Source organism: Enterobacter cloacae (assembly GCF_011078175.1).
In the GTDB taxonomy this organism is placed as follows: Bacteria; Pseudomonadota; Gammaproteobacteria; order Enterobacterales; family Enterobacteriaceae; genus Enterobacter; species Enterobacter cloacae_Q.
Genome location: NZ_JAALCJ010000002.1, coordinates 151,445 through 173,254 on the forward strand (window position 1 = coordinate 151,445; position 21,810 = coordinate 173,254).

Below are 21,810 nucleotides of genomic sequence, written 5' to 3' on the forward strand. Positions count from 1 at the left end.
ACCGCCCCGACCATCACAGGTGTAGTTTTCAGGGAGATATAGCGAATAGAAGGACAAAAACCACAATGTCGCGAAGGGGCGGAGTGTAGCAGCTTTTGTGACGTGGCGCATAAAATATCCCCGGGGAAGCCTCGACGTATGTGCGAATCAGGCATAATCTTAATCAATCGATTGATTAATTTTTAATGCCGCCATGAATACGACACCCACAACAACCAAAGGTGAACAGGCCAAAAGCCAGCTTATCGCCGCCGCGCTGGCGCAGTTTGGCGAGTATGGTCTGCATGCCACCACGCGGGATATCGCCGCTCAGGCCGGACAAAATATTGCGGCCATTACCTACTATTTTGGCTCAAAAGAGGATTTATACCTCGCCTGTGCCCAGTGGATCGCGGATTTTATCGGCACGCAGTTTCACCCGCACGTCGAGGAGGCCACCGCGCTGCTCGGCCAGCCAAAGCCGGACCGGGCCGCAATCCGCCAGCTGATCCTTAACGCCTGTCACAACATGATCCGCCTGCTGACGCACGACGATACGCTGAACCTGAGCAAGTTTATCTCCCGCGAGCAGCTCTCCCCCACTGCCGCTTATCAGCTGGTGCACGATCAGGTGATCGCCCCGATGCATAGCCATCTGACCCGGCTGATCGCCGCCTATACCGGACGGGATGCCGGCGATACCGACACCATTTTGCATACCCACGCCCTGCTGGGCGAAGTGCTCGCCTTCCGTCTGGGGCGTGAGACCATCCTGTTACGTACCGGCTGGACACAATTCGATGAGGATAAAGCCGCGCAAATTAGCCAGGTCATTACCTGTCACGTTGATCTGATCCTGCAAGGCTTAACGCAAAGGAGCCAGAAGTCATGAAAAAACCTGTCGCCATCATTCTGGTGGTTGTTGTCTTGCTTGCTGCGGGAATGGGCGGCTGGCTGTGGTATCAGAGCCAGCAGGATCGTGGCCTGACGCTGTACGGCAACGTGGATATCCGCACCGTGAATATGAGCTTCCGCGTCGGCGGGCGGCTGGCCTCGCTGAGCGTTGACGAAGGCGATGCCATCGAAGCCGGGCAGACGCTGGGGAGGCTGGACAAAGCCCCGTTTGAGAACGCGCTGATGCAGGCAAAAGCAGGCGTCTCCGTCGCGCAGGCGCAGTATGACCTGATGCTGGCGGGCTATCGTGATGAAGAAATTTCCCAGGCCGCCGCTGCCGTTAAGCAGGCAAAAGCCGCCTATGACTATGCGCAGAACTTCTATAACCGCCAGCAAGGCCTGTGGAAAAGCCGCACTATTTCCGCCAACGATCTGGAAAACGCGCGTTCATCCCGCGACCAGGCGCAGGCTACGCTGAAATCTGCACAGGATAAATTAAGCCAGTACCGCACCGGTAACCGCGCGCAGGATATCGCCCAGGCGAAAGCCAGCCTCGAGCAGGCCCAGGCACAGTTAGCCCAGGCGGAGCTGGACCTGCGCGATACCACACTCATTGCGCCGTCTGACGGTACGCTGATGACCCGCGCCGTGGAGCCGGGCAGCATGCTCAACGCGGGCAGCACCGTGTTAACGCTCTCCCTAACCCGTCCGGTGTGGGTGCGCGCCTACATTGATGAGCCGAATCTTGGTCAGATGCAGCCGGGCCGCGAACTGCTGCTCTATACCGACGGACGCCCGGACAAGCCGTATCACGGCAAAGTGGGCTTTGTCTCCCCAACGGCCGAATTCACGCCAAAAACCGTTGAAACCCCGGACCTGCGCACCGACCTGGTGTATCGCCTGCGCATCATCGTCACCGATGCGGACGACGCGCTGCGTCAGGGCATGCCTGTTACCGTGACCTTAAACGACGGGGAACGACATGAATGATGCGGTTATCCAGCTCAACAATCTGGTCAAACGCTTCCCGGGAATGGCTAAACCGGCGGTCGCGCCGCTGAACTGTACGGTTCAGAAAGGCTATGTGACCGGGCTGGTGGGGCCGGACGGCGCGGGAAAAACCACGCTGATGCGGATGCTGGCGGGGCTGCTGAAGCCGGATGAAGGCAGTGCCAGCGTGCTTGGCCTCGATCCGATCAAAGACGACGCGGCGCTCCACGGCATGCTCGGCTATATGCCGCAGAAGTTTGGTCTGTACGAAGATCTGACCGTGATGGAAAACCTCAATCTGTATGCCGATCTGCGCAGCGTGACCGGCGAAACCCGGCAAAAAACCTTTGAGCGTCTGCTGGCGTTTACCTCCCTCGGCCCGTTTACCGACCGGCTGGCGGGCAAACTTTCCGGCGGGATGAAGCAGAAGCTGGGGCTGGCCTGCACGCTGGTGGGCGAACCGAAGGTGCTCTTGCTGGATGAACCCGGCGTGGGCGTGGACCCGATTTCCCGCCGCGAGCTGTGGCAGATGGTGCACGAGCTGGCGGGTGACGGCATGCTGATCCTCTGGAGTACCTCTTACCTTGATGAAGCAGAACAGTGCCGCGACGTGCTGCTGATGAATGAAGGCGAACTGCTCTATCAGGGCGAACCCACCGAGCTGACGCAAACCATGGCCGGGCGCAGTTTTCTGCTGCACAGCCCACAGGAATCCAACCGCAAGCTGCTGCAACGGGTGCTGAAGCTGCCCCAGGTGAGCGACGGGATGATTCAGGGCCGTTCGGTGCGCGTGATCCTCAAAAAAGAGGCCACCGCCGAAGATATCCGGCGTGCACAGGGTATGCCTGAACTTGTCATGGCTGAGACCACGCCGCGCTTTGAAGATGCGTTCATCGATCTGCTGGGCGGGGCGGGAACCTCGGAGTCGCCGCTTGGCGCCATCCTGCACACGGTGGAAGGTACGCCGGGCGAGACGGTGATTGAAGCGAAATCCCTGACCAAAAAGTTCGGCGACTTTGCCGCCACCGACAACGTCAATTTTGCCGTAAAGCGCGGCGAGATTTTTGGCCTGCTCGGGCCGAACGGCGCGGGGAAATCCACCACCTTTAAAATGATGTGTGGCCTGCTGGTGCCGACGTCCGGCAAGGCGCTGGTGCTGGATATGGATCTCAAAGTCAGCTCCGGAAAGGCGCGCCAGCACCTGGGCTATATGGCGCAGAAGTTTTCTCTCTACGGCAATCTGACGGTTGAGCAAAATCTACGATTTTTCTCCGGCGTCTACGGCCTGCGGGGACGGGCGCAGAACGAGAAGATACGTCGCATGTGCGACGCCTTTGGCCTGACCGGTATCGCCTCACACGCGACCGACGCGCTGCCGCTTGGCTTCAAACAGCGGCTGGCGCTGGCCTGCTCGCTGATGCACGAGCCTGATATCCTGTTTCTTGATGAACCCACATCCGGCGTAGATCCCCTCACCCGCCGCGAATTCTGGCTGCATATTAACAGCATGGTGGAAAAAGGCGTGACCGTGATGGTGACCACCCACTTCATGGATGAGGCGGAGTACTGCGACCGGATCGGGCTGGTCTATCGCGGCAAGCTGATCGCTCACGGCACGCCGGATGACCTGAAAGCGCAGGCCGCCGACGACGCACAGCCGGACCCGACCATGGAGCAGGCGTTTATCTCCCTCATCCACAACTGGGATAAGGAGAATGCCCATGCGCAGTAACGCCCTTTCCTGGCGCCGTGTACGTGCCCTGTGCGTCAAAGAGACGCGGCAGATCGTGCGTGACCCCAGCAGCTGGCTGATTGCGGTGGTGATCCCTCTGCTGCTGCTGTTTATTTTTGGCTACGGCATTAACCTCGACTCCAGCAAGCTGCGGGTCGGGATCCTGCTGGAGCAGCAGAGCGAAGAGGCGCTGGACTTCACCCACGCCATGACCGGTTCGCCCTACATCGATGCCACCATCAGCGACAGCCGGCAGGAACTGATCCAGAAAATGCAGGCCGGAAAAATTCGCGGTCTGATCGTCATCCCGGTGGATTTCGCCGCCAACATGGCGCGCCCGGGCGCCGATGCGCCCATTCAGGTGATTACCGACGGCAGCGAACCGAACACCGCGAACTTCGTGCAGGGCTACGCGGAGGGGATCTGGCAGCTGTGGCAGATGCAGCGCGCCGAAGACCGGGGTGAGACGTTTGAACCGCTGATTGACGTGCAGACCCGCTACTGGTTTAACCCCGCCGCCATCAGCCAGCATTTTATTATTCCGGGGGCGGTCACAATCATCATGACGGTGATTGGCGCAATCCTCACCTCGCTGGTCATTGCCCGCGAATGGGAGCGCGGCACCATGGAGGCGCTGCTCTCCACCGAAGTGACGCGCGTCGAGCTCCTGCTCTGCAAGCTGATCCCCTACTACTTCCTCGGCATGCTGGCGATGCTGCTGTGTATGCTGGTCTCGGTGTTTATCCTCGGCGTGCCGTACCGCGGCTCGCTGGTGGTGCTGTTCTTTATTACCAGCCTGTTTTTACTCAGCACGCTGGGAATGGGACTGTTAATTTCCACCATCACCCGTAACCAGTTTAACGCCGCACAGGTGGCGCTTAACGCCGCCTTCCTGCCGTCGATTATGCTCTCCGGCTTTATCTTCCAGATAGACAGTATGCCGGCGGTGATCCGCGCAGTGACCTACATCATTCCGGCGCGCTACTTTGTGAGCACCCTGCAAAGCCTGTTCCTGGCGGGCAATATCCCGGTGGTGCTAATTATCAATACCCTGTTTTTGCTGGCGTCGGCGGTGATGTTTATCGGGCTGACGTGGATGAAAACCAAACGGCGTCTGGATTAAGGAGCGAACATGTTTCACCGATTATGGACGTTGATCCGCAAAGAGTTGCAATCCCTGCTACGCGAACCGCAGACCCGCGCCATTCTGGTGTTGCCGGTGCTGATCCAGGTTTTGCTGTTCCCCTTTGCCGCGACGCTTGAGGTGACCAACGCCACCATCGCCATTTATAACGAAGACAACGGCAAGCATTCCGTCGAGCTGACGCAGCGCTTTGCCCGTGCAAAAGCGTTTACCCATGTCCTGCTGCTGCAAAGTCCGCAGGCGATCCAGCCGACCATCGATACGCAAAAAGCCCTGCTGCTGGTGCGCTTCCCGGCCGATTTCTCCCGTAACCTGGACACCTTTCAGACCGCACCGATGCAGCTGATCCTCGACGGACGTAACTCCAACAGCGCCCAGATAGCGGCTAACTATCTGCAACAGGTGGTGAAGGATTACCAGCAGGAGTTGATGACAGGCAAACCTAAACCCAACAACAGCGAGCTGGTGGTGCGTAACTGGTACAACCCGAATCTGGACTATAAGTGGTTTGTGGTGCCATCGCTAATCGCTATGATCACTACCATTGGTGTGATGATCGTCACCTCGCTGTCCGTGGCGCGCGAACGAGAACAGGGTACGCTGGATCAGCTGCTGGTTTCCCCGCTCGCCACATGGCAGATATTTGTCGGCAAGGCGGTGCCGGCGCTGATCGTCGCCACCTTCCAGGCCACCATCGTGTTGGGCGTCGGGATTTGGGCGTACCAGATCCCGTTTGCCGGATCGCTGGCGCTATTTTACTTCACAATGGTGATTTACGGCCTGTCGCTGGTCGGGTTTGGATTGCTGATATCCGCGCTCTGCTCAACGCAGCAGCAGGCGTTTATCGGAGTGTTTGTCTTTATGATGCCGGCGATTTTGCTTTCAGGGTACGTTTCGCCAGTGGAGAACATGCCGGTGTGGTTACAGGATTTGACGTGGATAAACCCGATTCGTCACTTCACGGATATCACCAAGCAAATCTATCTTAAGGATGCGAGTCTGGATATTGTGTGGGGAAGTTTGTGGCCGCTACTGGTCATCGCGGCCACAACGGGCTCAGTGGCCTATGCGATGTTTAGACGAAACATCGCGTAGCTTTTTCTCTTTGGTGAGTAACGACACCACCGCGGGTCCTGCAAGGATAGCCAGACCCGCGAGGGCCAGCAGCAGGTTGTTTTGCAGCACGCGTGACAATAGCCACAGGACGATCATTGACGCACCAAAATACCAGGTGGTGGTGAGCTCTTCGAGCACATCACCCACTTCACGCCAGCGCGCGTCGTGGTGACGCTGTAAAAACAGCATCGACAGCACGGTCACGCCGTAAAGCACGCATAACCCTAAGCCAACACGCACCAGCGTGCCGCTCATCCAGCCCATCACCAGTACGGCCACGACCAGTAAATGCAACATTATCTGCCAGCAACTCAAACCGGTTGCGACACGAACGCGTTGTTGCCACTTCATGGCTTCTCTCCTGAAGGATTTTTCTCTGCTAGTTCAGACTACCGCACTTTACGGAAAATTCCGTAACGCCGCATCTTTTTGTGACGCCTACTACACTTTATTTTCATCGGGATAGTCACCCAGGAAGGTGTTTATGAGCAAAAAAACGCAGCATTTCTCGCTTAAGGTGCTGACGATAAACATTCATAAGGGCTTCACAGCATTTAACCGCCGCTTCATTTTACCGGAGCTGCGCGACGCGGTACGCACCGTCAGCGCTGATATTGTCTGCCTTCAGGAGGTCATGGGCGCGCACGAGGTGCACCCGATGCATTTTGAAAACTGGCCCGACACGCCCCATTACGAGTTTCTGGCGGATACCATGTGGAGCGATTACGCTTATGGGCGCAATGCGGTCTACCCGGAGGGGCATCACGGTAACGCGGTACTTTCGCGTTTTCCTATTGAGCATTATGAGAACCGGGACGTCTCGGTTGGCGAAAGCGAAAAACGCGGGCTGTTATACTGCCGCATCACGCCCCCGGAGCTCGATTTTCCCATTCATGTAGGCTGTGTTCATCTTGGCCTTCGTGAAGCCCACCGTCAGGCCCAGCTACAGATGCTGGCAGACTGGACCAATGCGCTGCCGGAGGGCGAGCCCGTTGTGGTGGCCGGTGATTTCAACGACTGGCGACAGCGTGCCAACCATCCGCTGAAGGTCCATGCGGGGCTGGAGGAGATTTTCACCCGCGCCCGCGGCCGTCCCGCGCGAACGTTTCCGGTGCGCTTCCCCCTGCTGCGTCTTGACCGCATCTACGTAAAAAATGCCCACGCCAGCAGCCCGACGGCGTTGGCTTTACTCAACTGGCGACATCTCTCCGACCACGCCCCACTCAGCGCGGAGATACACTTATGAAATGCACATGGCAGGAAGGTAACCGTATTACGCTGCTGGAAAATGGTGATAACTATTACCCGGCAGTTTTTGAGGCGATTAGCCACGCACAGCAGAAAGTATTTCTGGAAACGTTTATCTGGTTTGAAGACGACGTGGGCAGGCGGTTGCACAGCGCACTGCTGCATGCCGCCCGTCGCGGTATAACAATCGAGGTTCTGCTCGACGGGTATGGCTCGCCGGATCTCAGCGACGAATTTGTAAACGAACTCACCGCCGCGGGGGTGGTGTTCCGCTATTACGATCCCGGCCCGCGTCTGTTCGGCATGCGCACCAACCTGTTCCGTCGAATGCACCGCAAAATTGTGGTGGTGGATGAAACGGTGGCCTTCGTTGGCGGTATCAACTACTCCGCCGAGCATATGTCGGATTACGGTCCTGAAGCTAAACAGGACTACGCGATCCGCATTGAAGGGCCGGTGGTTCAGGATATCCAGCTGTTTGTCCTGGAAAATTTACCCGGCAAAGAGGCCGCTCGCCGCTGGTGGCGACGCCGTCATCGTCCTGAGGAGAACCGCAAGCCCGGCGAGGCGCAGGCGCTGTTTGTCTGGCGGGATAATGAGGAGCACCGGGACGATATTGAGCGTCATTACCTGAAGATGCTGGCGAACGCGAAGCGCGAGGTAATCATCGCTAACGCTTATTTCTTCCCCGGTTACCGAATTTTGCACGCCATGCGTAACGCAGCCCGACGCGGCGTGAGCGTGAAGCTGATTGTGCAGGGTGAACCCGATATGCCGATTGTGAAGGTCGGCGCGCGTCTGCTTTATCGCTATCTGGTCAAAAGCGGCGTGCAGATCTATGAATATCGCCGCCGTCCGCTGCACGGCAAAGTGGCCGTGATGGATGACCACTGGGCGACCGTCGGCTCCAGTAACCTCGATCCGCTGAGCTTATCGCTCAACCTCGAAGCAAACCTGATCATTCACGATCGCCAGTTTAATCAGACCCTGCGTGATAACCTTCAGGGTCTGATCAGGCGAGACTGCGTCCGGGTGGATGAATCCATGGTACCGAAACGCAGCTGGTGGAACGTGGGCATCGGCGTGGTGGTGTTCCACTTCCTGCGCCACTTCCCGGCCATGGTGGGCTGGCTACCCGCGCATACGCCGAAACTGGCGCTGGTGGATCCGCCTGTGCAGCCCGAAATGGAAACCCAGGACCGCGTAGAGGCGGAAGATGGAGGGAAAACCTGATGTCGAAATCTCATCCTCGCTGGCGGCTGGCGAAAAAAATCCTGACCTGGCTGTTCTTCATCGCCGTCGCGGTCCTGCTGGTGGTGTATGCCCAAAAGGTGGACTGGGAAGAGGTGTGGAAAGTTATCCGCAACTACAACCGGACAGTCCTGCTGGGAGCCGTTGGGCTGGTGATTGTGAGCTATCTGATGTATGGCTGCTATGACCTGCTGGGGCGCGCCTATTGCGGGCATAAGCTTGCCAAACGGCAGGTTATGCTGGTCTCATTCATCTGCTACGCCTTTAACCTGACGCTGAGCACCTGGGTGGGCGGGATTGGCATGCGCTATCGCCTGTACTCCCGCCTGGGCCTACCGGGCGGAACCATTACGCGCATTTTCTCGCTGAGTATCACCACCAACTGGCTTGGGTATATCCTGCTCGGCGGGGTGATTTTCACCATTGGCGTGGTACAGCTGCCTGCGCACTGGTATATCGATGAGGCCACCCTGCGCATTTTGGGCATCGTACTGCTGCTGATTATCGCCGCCTACCTGTGGGCCTGCGCTTTTGCCAAACGACGTCATATGACCATCAAAGGGCAGAAGCTGGTACTGCCGTCGTGGAAGTTTGCCGTCCTGCAAATGGTGGTTTCCAGCGCCAACTGGATGGCGATGGGGGCCATTATCTGGCTGTTAATTGGCGAAGATGTGAATTATTTCTTCGTGCTGGGCGTGCTCCTGGTGAGCAGCATTGCCGGGGTGATTGTGCATATTCCGGCGGGGATTGGCGTACTGGAAGCGGTGTTTATTGCGCTGCTTGCGGGGGAGCATGTGTCTCACGGTACGATTATCGCCGCCCTGCTCGCGTACCGCATGATCTATTACTTCCTGCCGCTGGCGCTGGCGACGGTCTGTTATCTGGTGCTTGAGAGTCGGGCGAAAAAGCTGCGCGCGAAGAACGAGAGGATGTTGGCGAAGTGAGTTGTGTCGGGTAGCGCTGCGGTCTGATGCCCTCACCCCGGCCCTCTCCCACGGGGAGAGGGAGAAAAGCCCGCACCGTGCAATACCCTCTCCCTGAGGGAGAGGGTTAGGGTGAGGGGGAAATAACTAGCGACGGTTGCCGAAAATACGCAGCAGCATCAGGAACAGGTTGATGAAGTCCAGATAGAGCGTCAGTGCGCCCAGAATCGAGTATTTGCGCAGGTTCGAACTGTCGCGAACGTCAATTTGTTCACCGATGTTTTTCAGCTTCTGGGTGTCATAGGCGGTTAAACCAACGAAGATCACCACCCCGATATAGGTCACTGCCCACATCAGCGCTTCACTCTTCAGCCACAGGTTTACCAGCGACGCCAGCACAATCCCGATCAGCCCCATAAACAGCATGCTGCCGAAACCGCTCAGGTCGCGCTTGGTGGTGTAACCGTACAGGCTCATCACACCGAACATCCCACCGGTTACAACAAAGGTACTGGCAATGGAAGAGTAGGTGTAGACGATGAAAATACTGGAGAGCGTCAGCCCGGTCAGCGCTGAATAGAGCATAAACAGCGTGGTCGCCATGCCTGCGCTGAGCTTGTGCACCAGCCCGGAGAGCACGAACACCAGCGCCAGTTGCGCAATAATCAGCCCAAAGAAGGTAATTTTGCTGGAGAAGATGAACATCATCAATTCAGGCGTGTTTGCCGCATACCATGCGATAAACGCGGTAAGCAGCAGGCCGACCGTCATCCAGCCATATACCTGAGCCATGTAGGTTTGCAGGCCACTACGGGTCTGCTGAACTATCGAATCGGAACGCGGAAATCGGTCCATGATTCACTCCTGATTAAGTAAACACACATATTAAGACTAACACATCCACGTAAAGCTGTTACCAGCGGCTGGCAGCCTGTTTGTCACTGTCCCGTGATTCCACCCAGCGCTCGCCTTCCGGCGTCGCTTCACGCTTCCAGAACGGCGCTTTGGTTTTGAGGTAATCCATGATGAACTCCCCCGCCGCAAAAGCACTGCCGCGATGGGCGCTGGTGACGCCGACAAACACAATCTCTTCGCCGGGCCACATTTCGCCGATGCGATGAATAACCGTAACGCGCCCCAGCGGCCAGCGGCCTCGCGCCTCTTCGACAATGGCCGCCAGCGATTTCTCGGTCATCCCCGGATAGTGCTCCAGCGTCAGCGCTTTTACGCTGTCGCCGAGGTTGTGGTTACGCACTTTTCCGGTGAAAGTCACGACCGCACCGTCTTCATCGCGCTCTGCCAGCCAGCTGTATTCGGTACCGACGCTAAAGCGTTCAGGGCCGACCAGAATTCGGGTTTCCGTCATCTTAACCCCCTGTGACCGGCGGGAAGAACGCCACTTCATCGCCGTCAGCCAGCGGGTGCGTAAATTCAACCAGCGTCTGATTCACGGCGGCCAGCAGTTTTTCCTCATCCAGCGCCAGCGCCCAGCGGTCGCCTTGCGCCGCCAGATGCGCACGCAGGGCGGCGACGTTTTCAAAAGAGCCGTCCAGCGTCAGGCTGTCGGTATTGACCAGCTCGCGAACCTGGGCAAAAAAGAGCACCTTAATCATGGCTATCCACCTTAAAATCACCGGATTTGCCGCCGCTTTTTGCCAGCAAACGCACCGGGCCAATCACCATATCTTTCTGCACCGCTTTACACATATCGTAGATGGTCAGCGCCGCCACGGAGGCCGCCGTCAACGCTTCCATCTCCACGCCGGTTTTCCCGGTTAAGCGACACAGGGACTCAATACGCACGCGGTTATGGTCCGGCTGCGCATGCAGGTTCACCTCCACTTTGCTGAGCATCAGCGGATGGCAGAGAGGGATGAGGTCCCAGGTACGTTTGGCGGCCTGAATGCCGGCGATGCGTGCGGTGGCAAAAACATCACCCTTGTGATGGCTGCCGTCAACGATCATCGCCAGCGTCTCTGGAAGCATGGTGACGAACGCTTCCGCGCGCGCCTCGCGCACCGTTTCAGCCTTGGCGGAGACATCCACCATATGCGCTTCGCCAGCGGCGTTAATGTGGGTCAGTTGTGACATAGCTTATTTCTTTAAATGGGGATGGAAATTACACGGACGGGTTCGGGCATCCAGCTGGGGGGCAATAATGTTTTCCCACGCGGTGCGGCAGGCTTTGGTCGACCCCGGCATGGCGAAAATCAACGTCTTGTTCGCCATCCCCGCGACGGCACGTGACTGAAGCGTAGAGGTGCCAATCTCTTCAAACGAGAGCATGCGAAACACTTCGCCGAAGCCTTCCACTTCGCGATCGAACAGCGGGATCAGTGCTTCTGGCGCCTGGTCGCCTGCGGTAAAGCCGGTGCCGCCAGCGATCAGCACCACCTGGACGTCATCGCTCGCAATCCACTGTGAGACCTGTGCGCGAATGGCGTAACGGTTTTCTTTAACGATCGCTTTATCAACGATCTGGTGTCCGGCTTCGTGTGCCGCCTCGCGCAGCCAGTGACCGGAGGTATCATCCTCTTCACCACGACGTTCGGAAACGGTAAGAATAGCAATGCGTGTTGGGATAAATTCCGCGCTTACCTGACTCATCTTCTGGTTCCTTCTAAAGCCTGATTACCCGCCGATATAGGACAGGTTCTGAGTAATACCGGTGTTGCCCTGATGCAGGAAATGGGTCTGCTTTTTGTGCGTCAGCGCCTCGGAAATGCGCGCTTCAAGCGCGTCCTGTTGGACGTCATCTTCCAGCAAATCGCGCAGATCGACGCCGCCATCCCCGAACAGGCAAAGATGGAGCTTGCCGACGGAGGAGACGCGCAGGCGGTTGCAGCTGGCACAGAAGTCTTTTTCGTAAGGCATGATTAGGCCGATTTCGCCTTCATAATCCGGATGACAAAAGACCTGCGCCGGGCCATCGCTGCGCTGGCGGATCTGGTGGATCCAGCCGCGTTTCAGCAGTTCGTCGCGCAGGACCATGCCGGAGATATGATGGCGACGGAACAGCTCGCTGCCCTCCCCGGTCTCCATCAGTTCAATAAAACGCAGTTGAATGCGGCGCGGTTTTATCCACGCCAGGAAGGTGTCCAGCTGATGGTGGTTCACATCACGCATCAACACGGTATTGACTTTGACCTTGTCGAAACCGGCGGTGAATGCGGCATCGATGCCGTCCATCACCTGGCGGAACTTGTCCTGGCCGGTAATGGCGTGGAACTGACGGGCGTCAAGGCTATCAACGCTGACGTTAATCGCCGTCAGCCCCGCATCGCGCCAGTTCGCCACGTCACGCGCCATGCGGTAACCGTTGGTGGTCACCGCAATCTGGCGGATACGCTCGTTTTCACGCACGGCGGCGATGATGTCAGGGAAATCACGACGCAGGGAAGGCTCTCCCCCGGTCAGACGCACTTTTTCCGTGCCGAGTTCAGAGAACGCGCGCGTGACGCGGCGTACTTCATCCACGGAGAGAAAGCCGTTGTTGGTGACGCTGCCGGGCTTGTAGCCGTCGGGCAGGCAGTAGGTGCAACGGAAGTTGCACACGTCGGTAATCGACAGACGTAAGTAGAAAAACTTACGCGCGAAAGCATCAGTAAGTTGTGAAGCCATGTACACCTTTCCAGATCGGGAGGCACAGTCATTTCTTTCTGTACCCTGGTGGCACATCCGCCACGGCCAGGGCGCCATATCTCTCGACACAGGCGCCAGGGCTAGAGTGTATGTTTTCAGTTTTGAAAACGTGGTTATGGCGATAGTAGCGTGGAAATCGTCACTTCGCCATTATCGGTTTTCGCTATATAAATTTATACATAACGATGTTATCGTGCATTTTCACTACAGAATACGCAAAAACAGCGCTTTCGCATTGATATACATCATTATGGATGGTGAGAGGCATCGTCTTTTAGGAGTAGTTGCGTTACTGTGACGCAAGCTTAACAGGATAAGGAATAGGTATGCGCAATCGCACTTTTGCGGATCTGGACCGCGTGGTCGCTCTTGGCGGGGGTCACGGTCTGGGACGGGTCATGTCGTCGTTATCGTCACTGGGCTCGCGCCTGACGGGCATCGTGACAACAACGGACAACGGCGGCTCAACCGGGCGGATCCGACGCGCTGAAGGCGGGATTGCCTGGGGTGACATGCGCAATTGCCTCAACCAGCTCATCACGGAGCCCAGCGTAGCTTCAGCGATGTTTGAGTACCGTTTTGGCGGGAATGGCGAACTTTCAGGCCATAACCTTGGAAATTTGATGTTAAAGGCGCTGGATCACCTGAGCGTGCGCCCTCTGGAAGCGATTAATTTAATTCGTAACCTGCTAAAGGTGGATGCTTTCCTGATCCCGATGTCCGAACAGCCGGTGGATTTGATGGCGATCGATGCCGACGATCACGAAGTGTATGGTGAAGTGAATATCGACCAGCTCCTCCTGCCGCCAAAAGAGCTGATGACCTACCCCAGCGTACCCGCAACGCGCGAAGCGGTAGAAGCGATTGGCGAGGCCGATTTGATCCTGATTGGGCCGGGGAGTTTTTATACCAGCCTGATGCCGCTCCTGCTGGTCAAAGAGCTGGCGCAGGCGCTGCGCAGAACGCCTGCGCCCATGGTCTATATCGGTAATTTAGGCCGCGAACTTAGCCCGGCGGCGGCAAGCCTGTCGCTGGCGGACAAGCTGAACCTGATGGAACAGTACGTCGGTAAAAAAATTATCGACGGCGTCGTGGTTGGGCCGAAAGTGGATGTGACGGGGATTGGCGATCGCGTGGTGGTGCAGGAGCCGCTGGAAGCCAGCGATATTAAATATCGCCACGATCGCCACCTGCTGCGCGAGGCGCTGGAGAAGGCGATTCAGGCATTAGGTTAGGTTCGTTTTGTGCGGCCTGATGCCCTCACTCCGGCCCTCTCCCACGGGGCTGAGGGTTCCCCACAAAATAATGCCTGCACAGACGGCCCCCTCTCCCTTGAGGGAGAGGGCTGGGGTGAGGGGGAACATACGGCTCTGGTGGTCATTCCCTTCACCTTATGTTCCCTGCTACTCTGTCACGACATGAGCGGTGAACGTGCCAGGGTGGCTCAGTCGCCACCATCCTGGCGACCCGGGCTCCCGGCAGATAATCGCCGCTTCGCGGTTCCCTCGGCTTATTCCTTCCGGCTTATCGGCGACGGGCGGAGGTAATATCCCTGTAAAGCCCGCCCTCTCGGTGCATCCCTGCGCCTCGCCCCGGCCGGAAGGCAAACGCCTCAGCGATTTACAGCCGGACCAGGACATCGCTGAAAGCTCTCCGTTATTCTGAGGCAACGTTATCGCTTTTGCTTTCAAATTACTGGGGAACCCTCTCCCACAGGGAGAGGGAGAAAACGCCACCGGGCAAAAAACTACGATGCCGCAATAAACAAATCCCGCAGCTGATGCAGCTGATCGCGGATTTGCGCGGCCTCTTCGAACTCCAGGTTCTGCGCGTGCTGCATCATCTGCCCTTCCAGCTCGTGGATCTTCTGCTGCAACGCTTTCGGCGTCAGCGCGACGGTATCCTCTTCCACCACTGAACGGGCCTTGCCGCGGCCTTTCGTTTTGGTCTTCGCAATATTCTGACCCAGTGCCAGAATATCCACCACCTTCTTGTTCAGCCCCTGCGGGGTGATGCCGTGCTCTTCGTTGTAGCGCTGCTGTTTCTCGCGACGGCGCTCCGTTTCGCCTATCGCTTTGGCCATCGACGGGGTAATTTTATCCCCGTACAGAATTGCCTTGCCGTTGACGTTACGCGCGGCGCGGCCAATGGTCTGGATCAGCGAGCGCTCGGAACGCAGGAAGCCTTCTTTGTCCGCGTCCAGAATCGCCACCAGCGACACCTCAGGCATATCCAGACCTTCTCGCAGAAGGTTAATACCCACCAGCACGTCGAACTCGCCCAGACGCAGATCGCGGATGATCTCCATACGCTCCACGGTATCGATATCCGAGTGCAGATACCGCACCTTCTCGCCGTGTTCTTCCAGATATTCGGTCAAATCTTCCGCCATACGCTTGGTGAGCGTAGTAACCAGCACACGTTCATTGATGGCGGAACGGGCACGTATTTCCGAGAGCAGGTCGTCCACCTGCGTCGCCACCGGACGCACCTCGATAATCGGATCAAGCAGCCCGGTTGGACGCACCACCTGGTCCACCACGTCATCACCGGATTTTTCCAGCTCGTAGTTGCCCGGCGTCGCCGAGACGTAGATGGTCTGCGGAGCGAGCGCCTCAAATTCTTCAAACTTCATCGGACGGTTGTCCAGCGCTGACGGCAGCCGGAACCCGTACTCCACCAGCGTCTCTTTACGCGCGCGGTCACCGCGGTACATCCCGCCGATCTGCGGGATCGTAACGTGGGATTCGTCGATTACCAGCAGGCCGTCCGCCGGAAGGTAGTCAAACAGCGTCGGCGGCGCTTCGCCCGGCCCGCGCCCGGAGAGGTAGCGCGAGTAGTTTTCGATGCCGGAGCAGTAGCCCAGCTCGTTCATCATCTCCAGATCGAACTGGGTGCGCTGGCTCAGACGTTGCTCTTCCAGCAGCTTATTGTTCGCCAGCAGCACCTTGCGGCGGTCCGCCAGCTCGGTTTTGATCTCTTCCATCGCCTGCACGATACGCTCGCGCGGCGTTACGTAGTGCGTTTTCGGGTAGATGGTGAAGCGCTGGATGACAGACTCAACGTGACCGGTCAACGGATCGAACAGCGACAGCCGTTCAACCTCTTCGTCGAACAGCTCAACGCGCAGCGCCATGTCGTCCGATTCCGCCGGGAAGATATCAATCACCTCGCCGCGCACACGGAAGGTTCCGCGCTGGAATGCCTGATCGTTACGGGTGTACTGCAACTCCGCCAGACGGCGCAAAATCGCACGCTGATCGATGATCATCCCCTGCGTCAGGTGCAGCATCATTTTGAGATAGAGATCCGGATCGCCCAAACCGTAGATCGCCGACACCGAGGCCACCACCACCACATCACGGCGCTCCAGCAGCGCCTTGGTCGCCGACAAACGCATCTGCTCGATGTGTTCGTTTACCGAGGCATCTTTCTCGATAAACGTGTCGGAGCTGGGAACGTAGGCTTCCGGCTGGTAGTAGTCGTAGTAGGAGACAAAATACTCCACCGCGTTTTCCGGAAAGAACTCTTTCATCTCACCATACAGCTGCGCCGCCAGCGTTTTGTTTGGCGCGAGGACCATGGTCGGACGCTGGAGATCGGCAATGACGTTGGCAATGGTGAACGTTTTGCCCGAACCGGTAACCCCCAGCAGGGTCTGGTGCGCCAGTCCGTCTTCCAGCCCCTCTTCCAGGCGACGAATAGCCTCGGGCTGATCCCCGGAAGGACGGAAAGCAGAATTCAGTTTAAACGGTTTACTCATGGGCGACGACCTGATGACAGAATAAGCGGCAGGTGAGTAATTTTACTCGTTGTGGCCAGGATTGCCAGTAAAAAACACTGGATGAAAAACCAGTAGCGTGTCAGGATATTTAGCGTAGCGCAGGGATCATGAGTGCGTTCGCGAGCCAAATTTCGACTGTGACAAAATAAAACACCAGCCTCAGGGGGTTATCCCCAGAACTATTACTTTTTTAACATTTGTCAAGGGCGGTTATGAAAGTTTTATGGCAACAGGTGTCGCTGGCGTTAAGGGAATTGCTTTTATCTAATTCGTTAAAAAATAAAGACTAATTTCTTAAGCCGCGTTTCGCATCAATTTGGTCGTAACCCGCGTATTCTCTCGCTTATCGCGGGTTTTCTAACTCTAATGCACAAGGTTATCCACAGGAATAGTGGATAACTGCTTCCAGCCCGTACGGCATGCACTCCAGCAAATTCCCGGTTTTTCCCACGAAGCGGCAGGAAAAAATTTTTATCGCTCTCTTTTGCCTGGAAAACGTTCATTTTTTCATAAGCGACTGGCGAGATCTTAATCACAATTCTGCCATTTGCCCTGCACCACGAGTCGACACGCCTGGCACCGGAAATGTGCAATTCGTATAAACGATCGGCTTTTGCGAGTGAGTTATTCCTAAAAATGGCCTTTTTTTAAACATGCTGGGGCTCCTGGCAGGCGATTTGCAGACATCACTCTGTGCATCACCCCACACATTTTTAAGGAGAGACAGATGTTGAGTCTGCGTGCTGTAAACCAGTTTTACGGAAGCCAACATACGCTGTGGAACGTGAATATCGATTTCCCGCAGGGCATCTGTACGGGCATTGTTGGCCTGCCTGGCATGGGTAAATCCACGCTCATGAATTGTATTACCGGAAAGGTGCCCGTCGAGAGCGGCACCATCATCTGGCATGAGGCTGGCGCGCCGCCGCGTAATTTGCTCAGCCCTGCGTCAGCACGTCTTGCCCCGCCGACGATAGGCTACGTCCCGCAGGATCGGCGGATATTTTCCCAACTGACCGTCGATGAAAATCTGCATATCGCCATACAGGCGACGGGGAAACCCGACCCAACATCAAAAAATGATGTGTACGCCCTGTTTCCGGAGCTTTATCCGCTGCGGCAGAGCCGTGCCTCTGGGCTGTCCCCTGACGACCAGTATCAGCTGGCCCTTGCCAGTGCGCTGGTTAATCGTCCGCGCGTGTTGATTCTGGATGAGCCCATGCATGGCGCGGGGCAAGGTTTCGCCCACAGGCTGGGACAACTGCTGGTGCGGTTGAATCGGGAGCTGGGTATGACGGTGCTGTTAGCGGAGCAACAGCTGTCGTTTATCCGCCGGGTAGCGGATCGTTTCTGCATGCTCTATCGCGGGCGTAACGTGGCACAGGGCCACGTTAACGAGCTGGATGACGACCTTATTGCGCACTGGATGGCGCGGGACATAAGGCGCTAAGGTCAAGATAGCGTCCGGTTTCCGCCTGCTCTGCGCCCTCGGCAAGCCACGGGATCTCGCCGAGGCACGGCGCAGGCAGCACCCGCTTCAGCGTCGCCAGATACTCAGCATGACGTTTACCCGGCGCAACCACGTCATTGGCAATCCACCCTGCCAGACGCAACCCGGCCTGCTGCACGGCCTGAGCGGTCAGCATGGCGTGATTGATACAGCCAAGCTTCACGCCGACCACCAGAATGACCGGAAGCTGCTCGGCCTGCACCCAGTCAGCAAATGACTGCTCGTCGGACAGCGGGGTAAACCAGCCGCCAGCCCCCTCCACCAGCACCCAGTCGGCCTGCGCTTCCAGGTCGCGTAACCCGGAGGAGAGCACCGAAAAATCAATCGGACGATCTTCATCGGCGCTGACGATGTGCGGCGAGGTGGGTTCAGCAAAGGTATAGGGGTTCACCGCAGAATAGGCCAGCGCAAGGCCGCTGTTACGCTGTAGCGCCAGCGCATCGGTATTGCGTAAGCCTTCCGGCGTCATCTCGCTGCCGGAGGCGACGGGCTTATACCCGGCCGTTGTTTTCCCCAGCTGACGCGCCGCCTGCAACAGCGCGGCGCTGGCAACCGTTTTACCGACTTCAGTGTCCGTGCCGGTAACAAAATAACGTTCAGTCACGTTCAATAATCCCATGAAAAAGATGATAAGAGAGCGGGAAACGGCCCCGTTCCTGCGGCCAGGCCAGCTCGAGACGCTGGAGTTGTCCGCGGGTAAGAGGTTTCTTCTCCCGTCCGGCGTGCAGGTGCGTCGCGCCTATGCCCTTAAGAGAACGCATGGCGCTTAACGCATCGCTAAATTCGAGGGTGACGGTCTGGACTACGCTGCGATAGCGCCAGCCAGCCAGCGCCTGTATGACCTGCTCGTGCGAGAGAAACCGGTTGGCGTGCGGCTGCGCATCCACCGCCCTCCACGCCTGATTCAGCTCTGGCAACGAACTTTCCAGCAAGGTGGTAAAGGCCACCGCTCCGCCGGGCCGCGCCACGCGGTATAGCTCGCGTAGGGCCTGCGGCAGGCTGGCGCACCACTGAACCGCCAGATGGCTCCAGACGAGGTCAAATAGCGCATCCTCCAGCGGGATGGCCTCGATATCGGCCACCAGATAACGGTCTGCTGACTGCTGCTGGCGAGCTTCATCCAGCATCTGCGCGGATAAATCCAGCGCCGTGACGTGGCTACCCGTTGCGCGCCAGTAGCGGCTATTGCCGCCTGGCCCGCAGCCAGCGTCGAGCACCTGCGCAAAACGCCCCTCACCGAGCGCGGCCAGCAGCCCGCGGGCGCTCAGGCGTTGCAGCTCATCGTGCTGTGAATAGCTTTGCGCTGCACGGCCAAACGCGGCGGCAACGGCCTGTTTATTGACGGGAGACATACAGTGCCTCCAGAAGCGCATCGATATCCTGCGGCTCGTGCGCTGCCGTGAGCGTCAGACGCAGGCGCGCGGTGCCTGGCGGCACGGTGGGTGGGCGGATCGCCGTGACCCACTGCCCGCGTTCTCGTAGCGTCTGTGCCAGCATCAGCGCCCGATGGTTTTCACCCACAATCACGGGCTGAATGGCGCTGTGCGAGTCGGTAAGCCGGTAAGGCAGTTCGCTTATCCCCCGGCGAAAACGCTGAATATGGTCGGCCAGGCGCGCCCGGCGTTCAGCGCCGACTTCGCCGCGGATCGCCGCAAGCGACGCAGAGAGCGCCACGGCCTGCGCCGGGGGCATGCTGGTGCTGTAGATCAGGTGCCGGGCGAACTGCACCAGGTAATCGGCCACCGGCTCGCTGCACAACACCGCGGCGCCGCTGACGCCGAAGCCCTTGCCGAAAGTGATCACCAGCAGTTCCGGCCTGACACGTTGCTGGTGTGCGCTTCCGCGCCCCTCCTCGCCGGTGACGCCAATGCCGTGGGCATCGTCGACCAGCAGCCAGGCGTTCTGCTGTTTTGCGACGTCATGCAAGGTGGCAAGGGGCGCGCTGTCGCCATCCATGCTGAATACCCCTTCCGTCACCGCCAGCTGAAGCCCTGAACAGGGTTTACCCAGCAGAACGTTCAGCTGAGAGGCATCGTTATGGGCATAACGCCGCAGCTGCGCCGGGCTGAGACTGGCCGCTTCAAGCAGGGACGCATGGCTCAGGCGGTCCGCGATGATGCGGTCATCTTTGCCCATCAGGGCGGCAATCACCGCCTGATTCGCGGCAAAACCGGAGATAAACAGCAGCGCCCGCGGGTAACCCAGCCAGTCGGCCAGCTCTTCCTCCAGCGCCTGATGCGCCGTGGTATAGCCGCTGACGTGCCCGGAGCCACCGCTGCCCACGCCGTAACGATCCGCGCCCTGCTGCCAGGCACGAACGATCTGCGGGTGCTGGCTCAGGCCCAGATAATCGTTGCTGGAGAAATTACAGAACCGCTTTCCTTCCCGGGTGAGAAAACGGCCTGCACCGTTTTCCACTACCCTGCGAACCCGAAACGCATCCGCCGTCCGCCGCTCGTCGAGCGCGGTCCTGATACGTGTCTGCCAGGTCATACGGCTGCCGCGTTGTAGAACTGGTCAGTGTCGGCGTTGAAAATCTGCTGCTCCAGCTGCTGCTGTTGCTCGTTATCCCCCGCCTGTACCCCGGTCTGGTGTGGGTTCAGCCCCAGCTTGCGGAACAGCTGAACGTCTTTGTCCTCTTCCGGGTTTGGCGTGGTCAGCAGCTTGCAGCCGTAGAAGATGGAGTTGGCCCCGGCCATGAAGCACATCGCCTGGGTCTGCTCGCTCATCTGCTCGCGACCGGCAGAGAGACGAACGTATGAGGTCGGCATCATGATGCGCGCCACCGCGATGGTGCGGATGAAATCGAAGGCATCTACGTCCTCGTTATCCGCCAGCGGCGTGCCTTTTACCTTCACCAGCATGTTGATGGGCACGCTTTCCGGCGGGGTCGGCAGGTTCGCCAGCTGTAACAGCAGGCCAGCCCGATCTTTTTCCGTCTCGCCCAGTCCCACGATCCCGCCGGAACAGACCTTGATCCCCGCATCACGCACTTTATCCAGCGTGTCCAGACGCTCCTGATAGGTGCGCGTGGTGATGATGTTGCCGTAGAACTCCGGCGAGGTATCGAGGTTGTGGTTGTAATAATCCAGCCCCGCCGCCGAGAGGCGCTGCGCCTGCTCCTCGTTCAGCGTGCCGAGCGTCATACAGGCTTCGAGGCCCATCTCCTTGACACCCTTCACCATTTGCTCCAGATAGGGCATGTCGCGGTCATGCGGGTTTTTCCACGCCGCGCCCATGCAGAAGCGGGTCGAGCCAGCGTTTTTGGCCTTGCGCGCGGAGTCGAGCACCTGCTCGACTTCCATCAGGCGCTCGGATTCGAGACCCGTTTTATAGCGCGCGCTTTGCGGGCAATATTTGCAGTCTTCCGGGCAAGCCCCGGTTTTGATCGACAGCAGCGTGCTGACCTGAACATGACGCGGATCGAAGTGCTGGCGGTGCACCTGTTGCGCCTCAAACATCAGCTCCAGGAAAGGTTTGTTGAATAATTCAGTGACTTGCGACATCGTCCAGCGTGCGTGGTGAGCCATCGGGCTTCTCCAAAGGGTTTTGTTAATTGTCGGTTCGGTTTATACTTGTAAACCTAAAACTTTTCAA

22 protein-coding genes and 1 riboswitch are annotated in these 21,810 nt (G+C 58.0%); of the genes, 10 read left to right on the forward strand and 12 right to left on the reverse strand.

Features of this window, described 5'->3' with window-relative positions:
- Positions 1-193: 193 nt before the first annotated feature.
- From cecR to G6Q29_RS04920, 5 genes are read left to right on the forward strand one after another with little or no spacing between them, the layout of a single operon-like run.
- Positions 194-871: a transcriptional regulator CecR gene (cecR, locus tag G6Q29_RS04900; protein WP_165464761.1), complete on the forward strand. Its 678-nt coding sequence runs from the start codon at positions 194-196 to the stop codon at positions 869-871.
- Entirely contained in the window at positions 868-1,863 is a 996-nt protein-coding gene (hlyD, locus tag G6Q29_RS04905) for a secretion protein HlyD (protein WP_165464762.1), read from the forward strand. Before cecR ends, hlyD begins: the two co-directional genes overlap by 4 nt.
- Positions 1,856-3,595: an ATP-binding cassette domain-containing protein gene (locus G6Q29_RS04910; protein ID WP_165464763.1), complete on the forward strand. Its 1,740-nt coding sequence runs from the start codon at positions 1,856-1,858 to the stop codon at positions 3,593-3,595. Before hlyD ends, G6Q29_RS04910 begins: the two co-directional genes overlap by 8 nt.
- Complete coding sequence (locus G6Q29_RS04915; RefSeq protein WP_165464764.1) at positions 3,585-4,718, forward strand: ABC transporter permease; 1,134 nt, start codon at positions 3,585-3,587, stop codon at positions 4,716-4,718. Before G6Q29_RS04910 ends, G6Q29_RS04915 begins: the two co-directional genes overlap by 11 nt.
- A 9-nt stretch (positions 4,719-4,727) precedes the next feature.
- The gene (locus tag G6Q29_RS04920; RefSeq protein ID WP_165464765.1) at positions 4,728-5,834 is read left to right on the forward strand and encodes an ABC transporter permease; all 1,107 of its coding nucleotides are present in this window, start codon (positions 4,728-4,730) and stop codon (positions 5,832-5,834) included.
- Here the strand turns inward: G6Q29_RS04920 and G6Q29_RS04925 are convergent.
- Complete coding sequence (locus G6Q29_RS04925) at positions 5,796-6,206, reverse strand: YbhQ family protein (RefSeq protein WP_165464766.1); 411 nt, start codon at positions 6,204-6,206, stop codon at positions 5,796-5,798. The two genes, G6Q29_RS04920 and G6Q29_RS04925, sit on opposite strands and share 39 nt — an antisense overlap.
- Before the next feature lie 133 nt (positions 6,207-6,339).
- Here G6Q29_RS04925 and G6Q29_RS04930 point away from each other — a divergent pair, with 133 nt between their 5' ends.
- From G6Q29_RS04930 to G6Q29_RS04940, 3 genes are read left to right on the forward strand one after another with little or no spacing between them, the layout of a single operon-like run.
- Positions 6,340-7,101, forward strand: coding sequence for an endonuclease/exonuclease/phosphatase family protein (locus G6Q29_RS04930; RefSeq protein WP_165464767.1), 762 nt, complete (start codon positions 6,340-6,342; stop codon positions 7,099-7,101).
- A complete protein-coding gene (clsB, locus tag G6Q29_RS04935) occupies positions 7,098-8,336 on the forward strand; it encodes a cardiolipin synthase ClsB (RefSeq protein ID WP_165464768.1) in 1,239 nt (412 codons plus the stop codon). The genes G6Q29_RS04930 and clsB overlap by 4 nt, the downstream gene beginning before the upstream one ends.
- Positions 8,336-9,298: a lysylphosphatidylglycerol synthase domain-containing protein gene (locus G6Q29_RS04940; RefSeq protein ID WP_015571080.1), complete on the forward strand. Its 963-nt coding sequence runs from the start codon at positions 8,336-8,338 to the stop codon at positions 9,296-9,298. The genes clsB and G6Q29_RS04940 overlap by 1 nt, the downstream gene beginning before the upstream one ends.
- 126 nt (positions 9,299-9,424) lie before the next feature.
- On the opposite strand, the gene G6Q29_RS04945 is transcribed toward G6Q29_RS04940, so the two are convergent.
- The 6 genes from G6Q29_RS04945 to moaA form a co-directional block, all read right to left on the reverse strand.
- A complete protein-coding gene (locus G6Q29_RS04945) occupies positions 9,425-10,132 on the reverse strand; it encodes a Bax inhibitor-1/YccA family protein (RefSeq protein WP_047354271.1) in 708 nt (235 codons plus the stop codon).
- 58 nt (positions 10,133-10,190) lie between these two features.
- Entirely contained in the window at positions 10,191-10,643 is a 453-nt protein-coding gene (gene moaE, locus G6Q29_RS04950; RefSeq protein WP_165464769.1) for a molybdopterin synthase catalytic subunit MoaE, read from the reverse strand.
- A 1-nt stretch (position 10,644) separates the two neighbouring features.
- Positions 10,645-10,890 (reverse strand): molybdopterin synthase sulfur carrier subunit, encoded by a 246-nt coding sequence (moaD, locus tag G6Q29_RS04955; RefSeq protein WP_165464770.1) that lies wholly within the window; start codon positions 10,888-10,890, stop codon positions 10,645-10,647.
- Complete coding sequence (gene moaC / locus G6Q29_RS04960; RefSeq protein ID WP_165464771.1) at positions 10,883-11,368, reverse strand: cyclic pyranopterin monophosphate synthase MoaC; 486 nt, start codon at positions 11,366-11,368, stop codon at positions 10,883-10,885. The genes moaD and moaC overlap by 8 nt, the downstream gene beginning before the upstream one ends.
- 3 nt (positions 11,369-11,371) lie before the next feature.
- A complete protein-coding gene (gene moaB / locus G6Q29_RS04965) occupies positions 11,372-11,884 on the reverse strand; it encodes a molybdenum cofactor biosynthesis protein B (protein WP_165464772.1) in 513 nt (170 codons plus the stop codon).
- A gap of 24 nt (positions 11,885-11,908) precedes the next feature.
- Positions 11,909-12,898: a GTP 3',8-cyclase MoaA gene (gene moaA / locus G6Q29_RS04970; RefSeq protein WP_165464773.1), complete on the reverse strand. Its 990-nt coding sequence runs from the start codon at positions 12,896-12,898 to the stop codon at positions 11,909-11,911.
- Positions 12,886-13,019: riboswitch (molybdenum cofactor riboswitch) on the reverse strand. It overlaps the preceding gene by 13 nt.
- Positions 13,020-13,245: 226 nt before the next feature.
- Here moaA and yvcK point away from each other — a divergent pair.
- The gene (yvcK, locus tag G6Q29_RS04975) at positions 13,246-14,154 is read left to right on the forward strand and encodes a uridine diphosphate-N-acetylglucosamine-binding protein YvcK (RefSeq protein ID WP_165464774.1); all 909 of its coding nucleotides are present in this window, start codon (positions 13,246-13,248) and stop codon (positions 14,152-14,154) included.
- A 512-nt stretch (positions 14,155-14,666) separates the two neighbouring features.
- Here yvcK and uvrB read toward each other — a convergent pair.
- Positions 14,667-16,682: an excinuclease ABC subunit UvrB gene (gene uvrB, locus G6Q29_RS04980; protein ID WP_165464775.1), complete on the reverse strand. Its 2,016-nt coding sequence runs from the start codon at positions 16,680-16,682 to the stop codon at positions 14,667-14,669.
- 748 nt (positions 16,683-17,430) lie between these two features.
- Between uvrB and G6Q29_RS04985 the strand changes: the two genes are divergently transcribed.
- Positions 17,431-18,153: an ABC transporter ATP-binding protein gene (locus G6Q29_RS04985; protein ID WP_165464776.1), complete on the forward strand. Its 723-nt coding sequence runs from the start codon at positions 17,431-17,433 to the stop codon at positions 18,151-18,153.
- Here G6Q29_RS04985 and bioD read toward each other — a convergent pair.
- From bioD to bioB, 4 genes are read right to left on the reverse strand one after another with little or no spacing between them, the layout of a single operon-like run.
- Positions 18,116-18,817, reverse strand: coding sequence for a dethiobiotin synthase (gene bioD, locus G6Q29_RS04990; RefSeq protein ID WP_165464777.1), 702 nt, complete (start codon positions 18,815-18,817; stop codon positions 18,116-18,118). The genes G6Q29_RS04985 and bioD overlap by 38 nt on opposite strands.
- Positions 18,810-19,565, reverse strand: a complete 756-nt coding sequence (bioC, locus tag G6Q29_RS04995; RefSeq protein ID WP_165464778.1) for a malonyl-ACP O-methyltransferase BioC — start codon at positions 19,563-19,565, stop codon at positions 18,810-18,812. Before bioC ends, bioD begins: the two co-directional genes overlap by 8 nt.
- Complete coding sequence (bioF, locus tag G6Q29_RS05000) at positions 19,549-20,706, reverse strand: 8-amino-7-oxononanoate synthase (protein ID WP_165464779.1); 1,158 nt, start codon at positions 20,704-20,706, stop codon at positions 19,549-19,551. Before bioF ends, bioC begins: the two co-directional genes overlap by 17 nt.
- Entirely contained in the window at positions 20,703-21,743 is a 1,041-nt protein-coding gene (bioB, locus tag G6Q29_RS05005; protein WP_165464780.1) for a biotin synthase BioB, read from the reverse strand. Before bioB ends, bioF begins: the two co-directional genes overlap by 4 nt.
- Between the last annotated feature and the right edge of the window lie 67 nt (positions 21,744-21,810).

Bases quoted from the DNA above. Each gene is read 5' to 3' on its own strand.
- cecR (WP_165464761.1), top strand. From the start codon at position 194: ATGAATACGACACCCACAACAACCAAAGGTGAACAGGCCAAAAGCCAG.
- hlyD (WP_165464762.1), top strand. From the start codon at position 868: ATGAAAAAACCTGTCGCCATCATTCTGGTGGTTGTTGTCTTGCTTGCT.
- G6Q29_RS04910 (WP_165464763.1), top strand. From the start codon at position 1,856: ATGAATGATGCGGTTATCCAGCTCAACAATCTGGTCAAACGCTTCCCG.
- G6Q29_RS04915 (WP_165464764.1), top strand. From the start codon at position 3,585: ATGCGCAGTAACGCCCTTTCCTGGCGCCGTGTACGTGCCCTGTGCGTC.
- G6Q29_RS04920 (WP_165464765.1), top strand. From the start codon at position 4,728: ATGTTTCACCGATTATGGACGTTGATCCGCAAAGAGTTGCAATCCCTG.
- G6Q29_RS04925 (WP_165464766.1), bottom strand. From the start codon at position 6,206: ATGAAGTGGCAACAACGCGTTCGTGTCGCAACCGGTTTGAGTTGCTGG.
- G6Q29_RS04930 (WP_165464767.1), top strand. From the start codon at position 6,340: ATGAGCAAAAAAACGCAGCATTTCTCGCTTAAGGTGCTGACGATAAAC.
- clsB (WP_165464768.1), top strand. From the start codon at position 7,098: ATGAAATGCACATGGCAGGAAGGTAACCGTATTACGCTGCTGGAAAAT.
- G6Q29_RS04940 (WP_015571080.1), top strand. From the start codon at position 8,336: ATGTCGAAATCTCATCCTCGCTGGCGGCTGGCGAAAAAAATCCTGACC.
- G6Q29_RS04945 (WP_047354271.1), bottom strand. From the start codon at position 10,132: ATGGACCGATTTCCGCGTTCCGATTCGATAGTTCAGCAGACCCGTAGT.
- moaE (WP_165464769.1), bottom strand. From the start codon at position 10,643: ATGACGGAAACCCGAATTCTGGTCGGCCCTGAACGCTTTAGCGTCGGT.
- moaD (WP_165464770.1), bottom strand. From the start codon at position 10,890: ATGATTAAGGTGCTCTTTTTTGCCCAGGTTCGCGAGCTGGTCAATACC.
- moaC (WP_165464771.1), bottom strand. From the start codon at position 11,368: ATGTCACAACTGACCCACATTAACGCCGCTGGCGAAGCGCATATGGTG.
- moaB (WP_165464772.1), bottom strand. From the start codon at position 11,884: ATGAGTCAGGTAAGCGCGGAATTTATCCCAACACGCATTGCTATTCTT.
- moaA (WP_165464773.1), bottom strand. From the start codon at position 12,898: ATGGCTTCACAACTTACTGATGCTTTCGCGCGTAAGTTTTTCTACTTA.
- yvcK (WP_165464774.1), top strand. From the start codon at position 13,246: ATGCGCAATCGCACTTTTGCGGATCTGGACCGCGTGGTCGCTCTTGGC.
- uvrB (WP_165464775.1), bottom strand. From the start codon at position 16,682: ATGAGTAAACCGTTTAAACTGAATTCTGCTTTCCGTCCTTCCGGGGAT.
- G6Q29_RS04985 (WP_165464776.1), top strand. From the start codon at position 17,431: ATGTTGAGTCTGCGTGCTGTAAACCAGTTTTACGGAAGCCAACATACG.
- bioC (WP_165464778.1), bottom strand. From the start codon at position 19,565: ATGTCTCCCGTCAATAAACAGGCCGTTGCCGCCGCGTTTGGCCGTGCA.
- bioF (WP_165464779.1), bottom strand. From the start codon at position 20,706: ATGACCTGGCAGACACGTATCAGGACCGCGCTCGACGAGCGGCGGACG.
- bioB (WP_165464780.1), bottom strand. From the start codon at position 21,743: ATGGCTCACCACGCACGCTGGACGATGTCGCAAGTCACTGAATTATTC.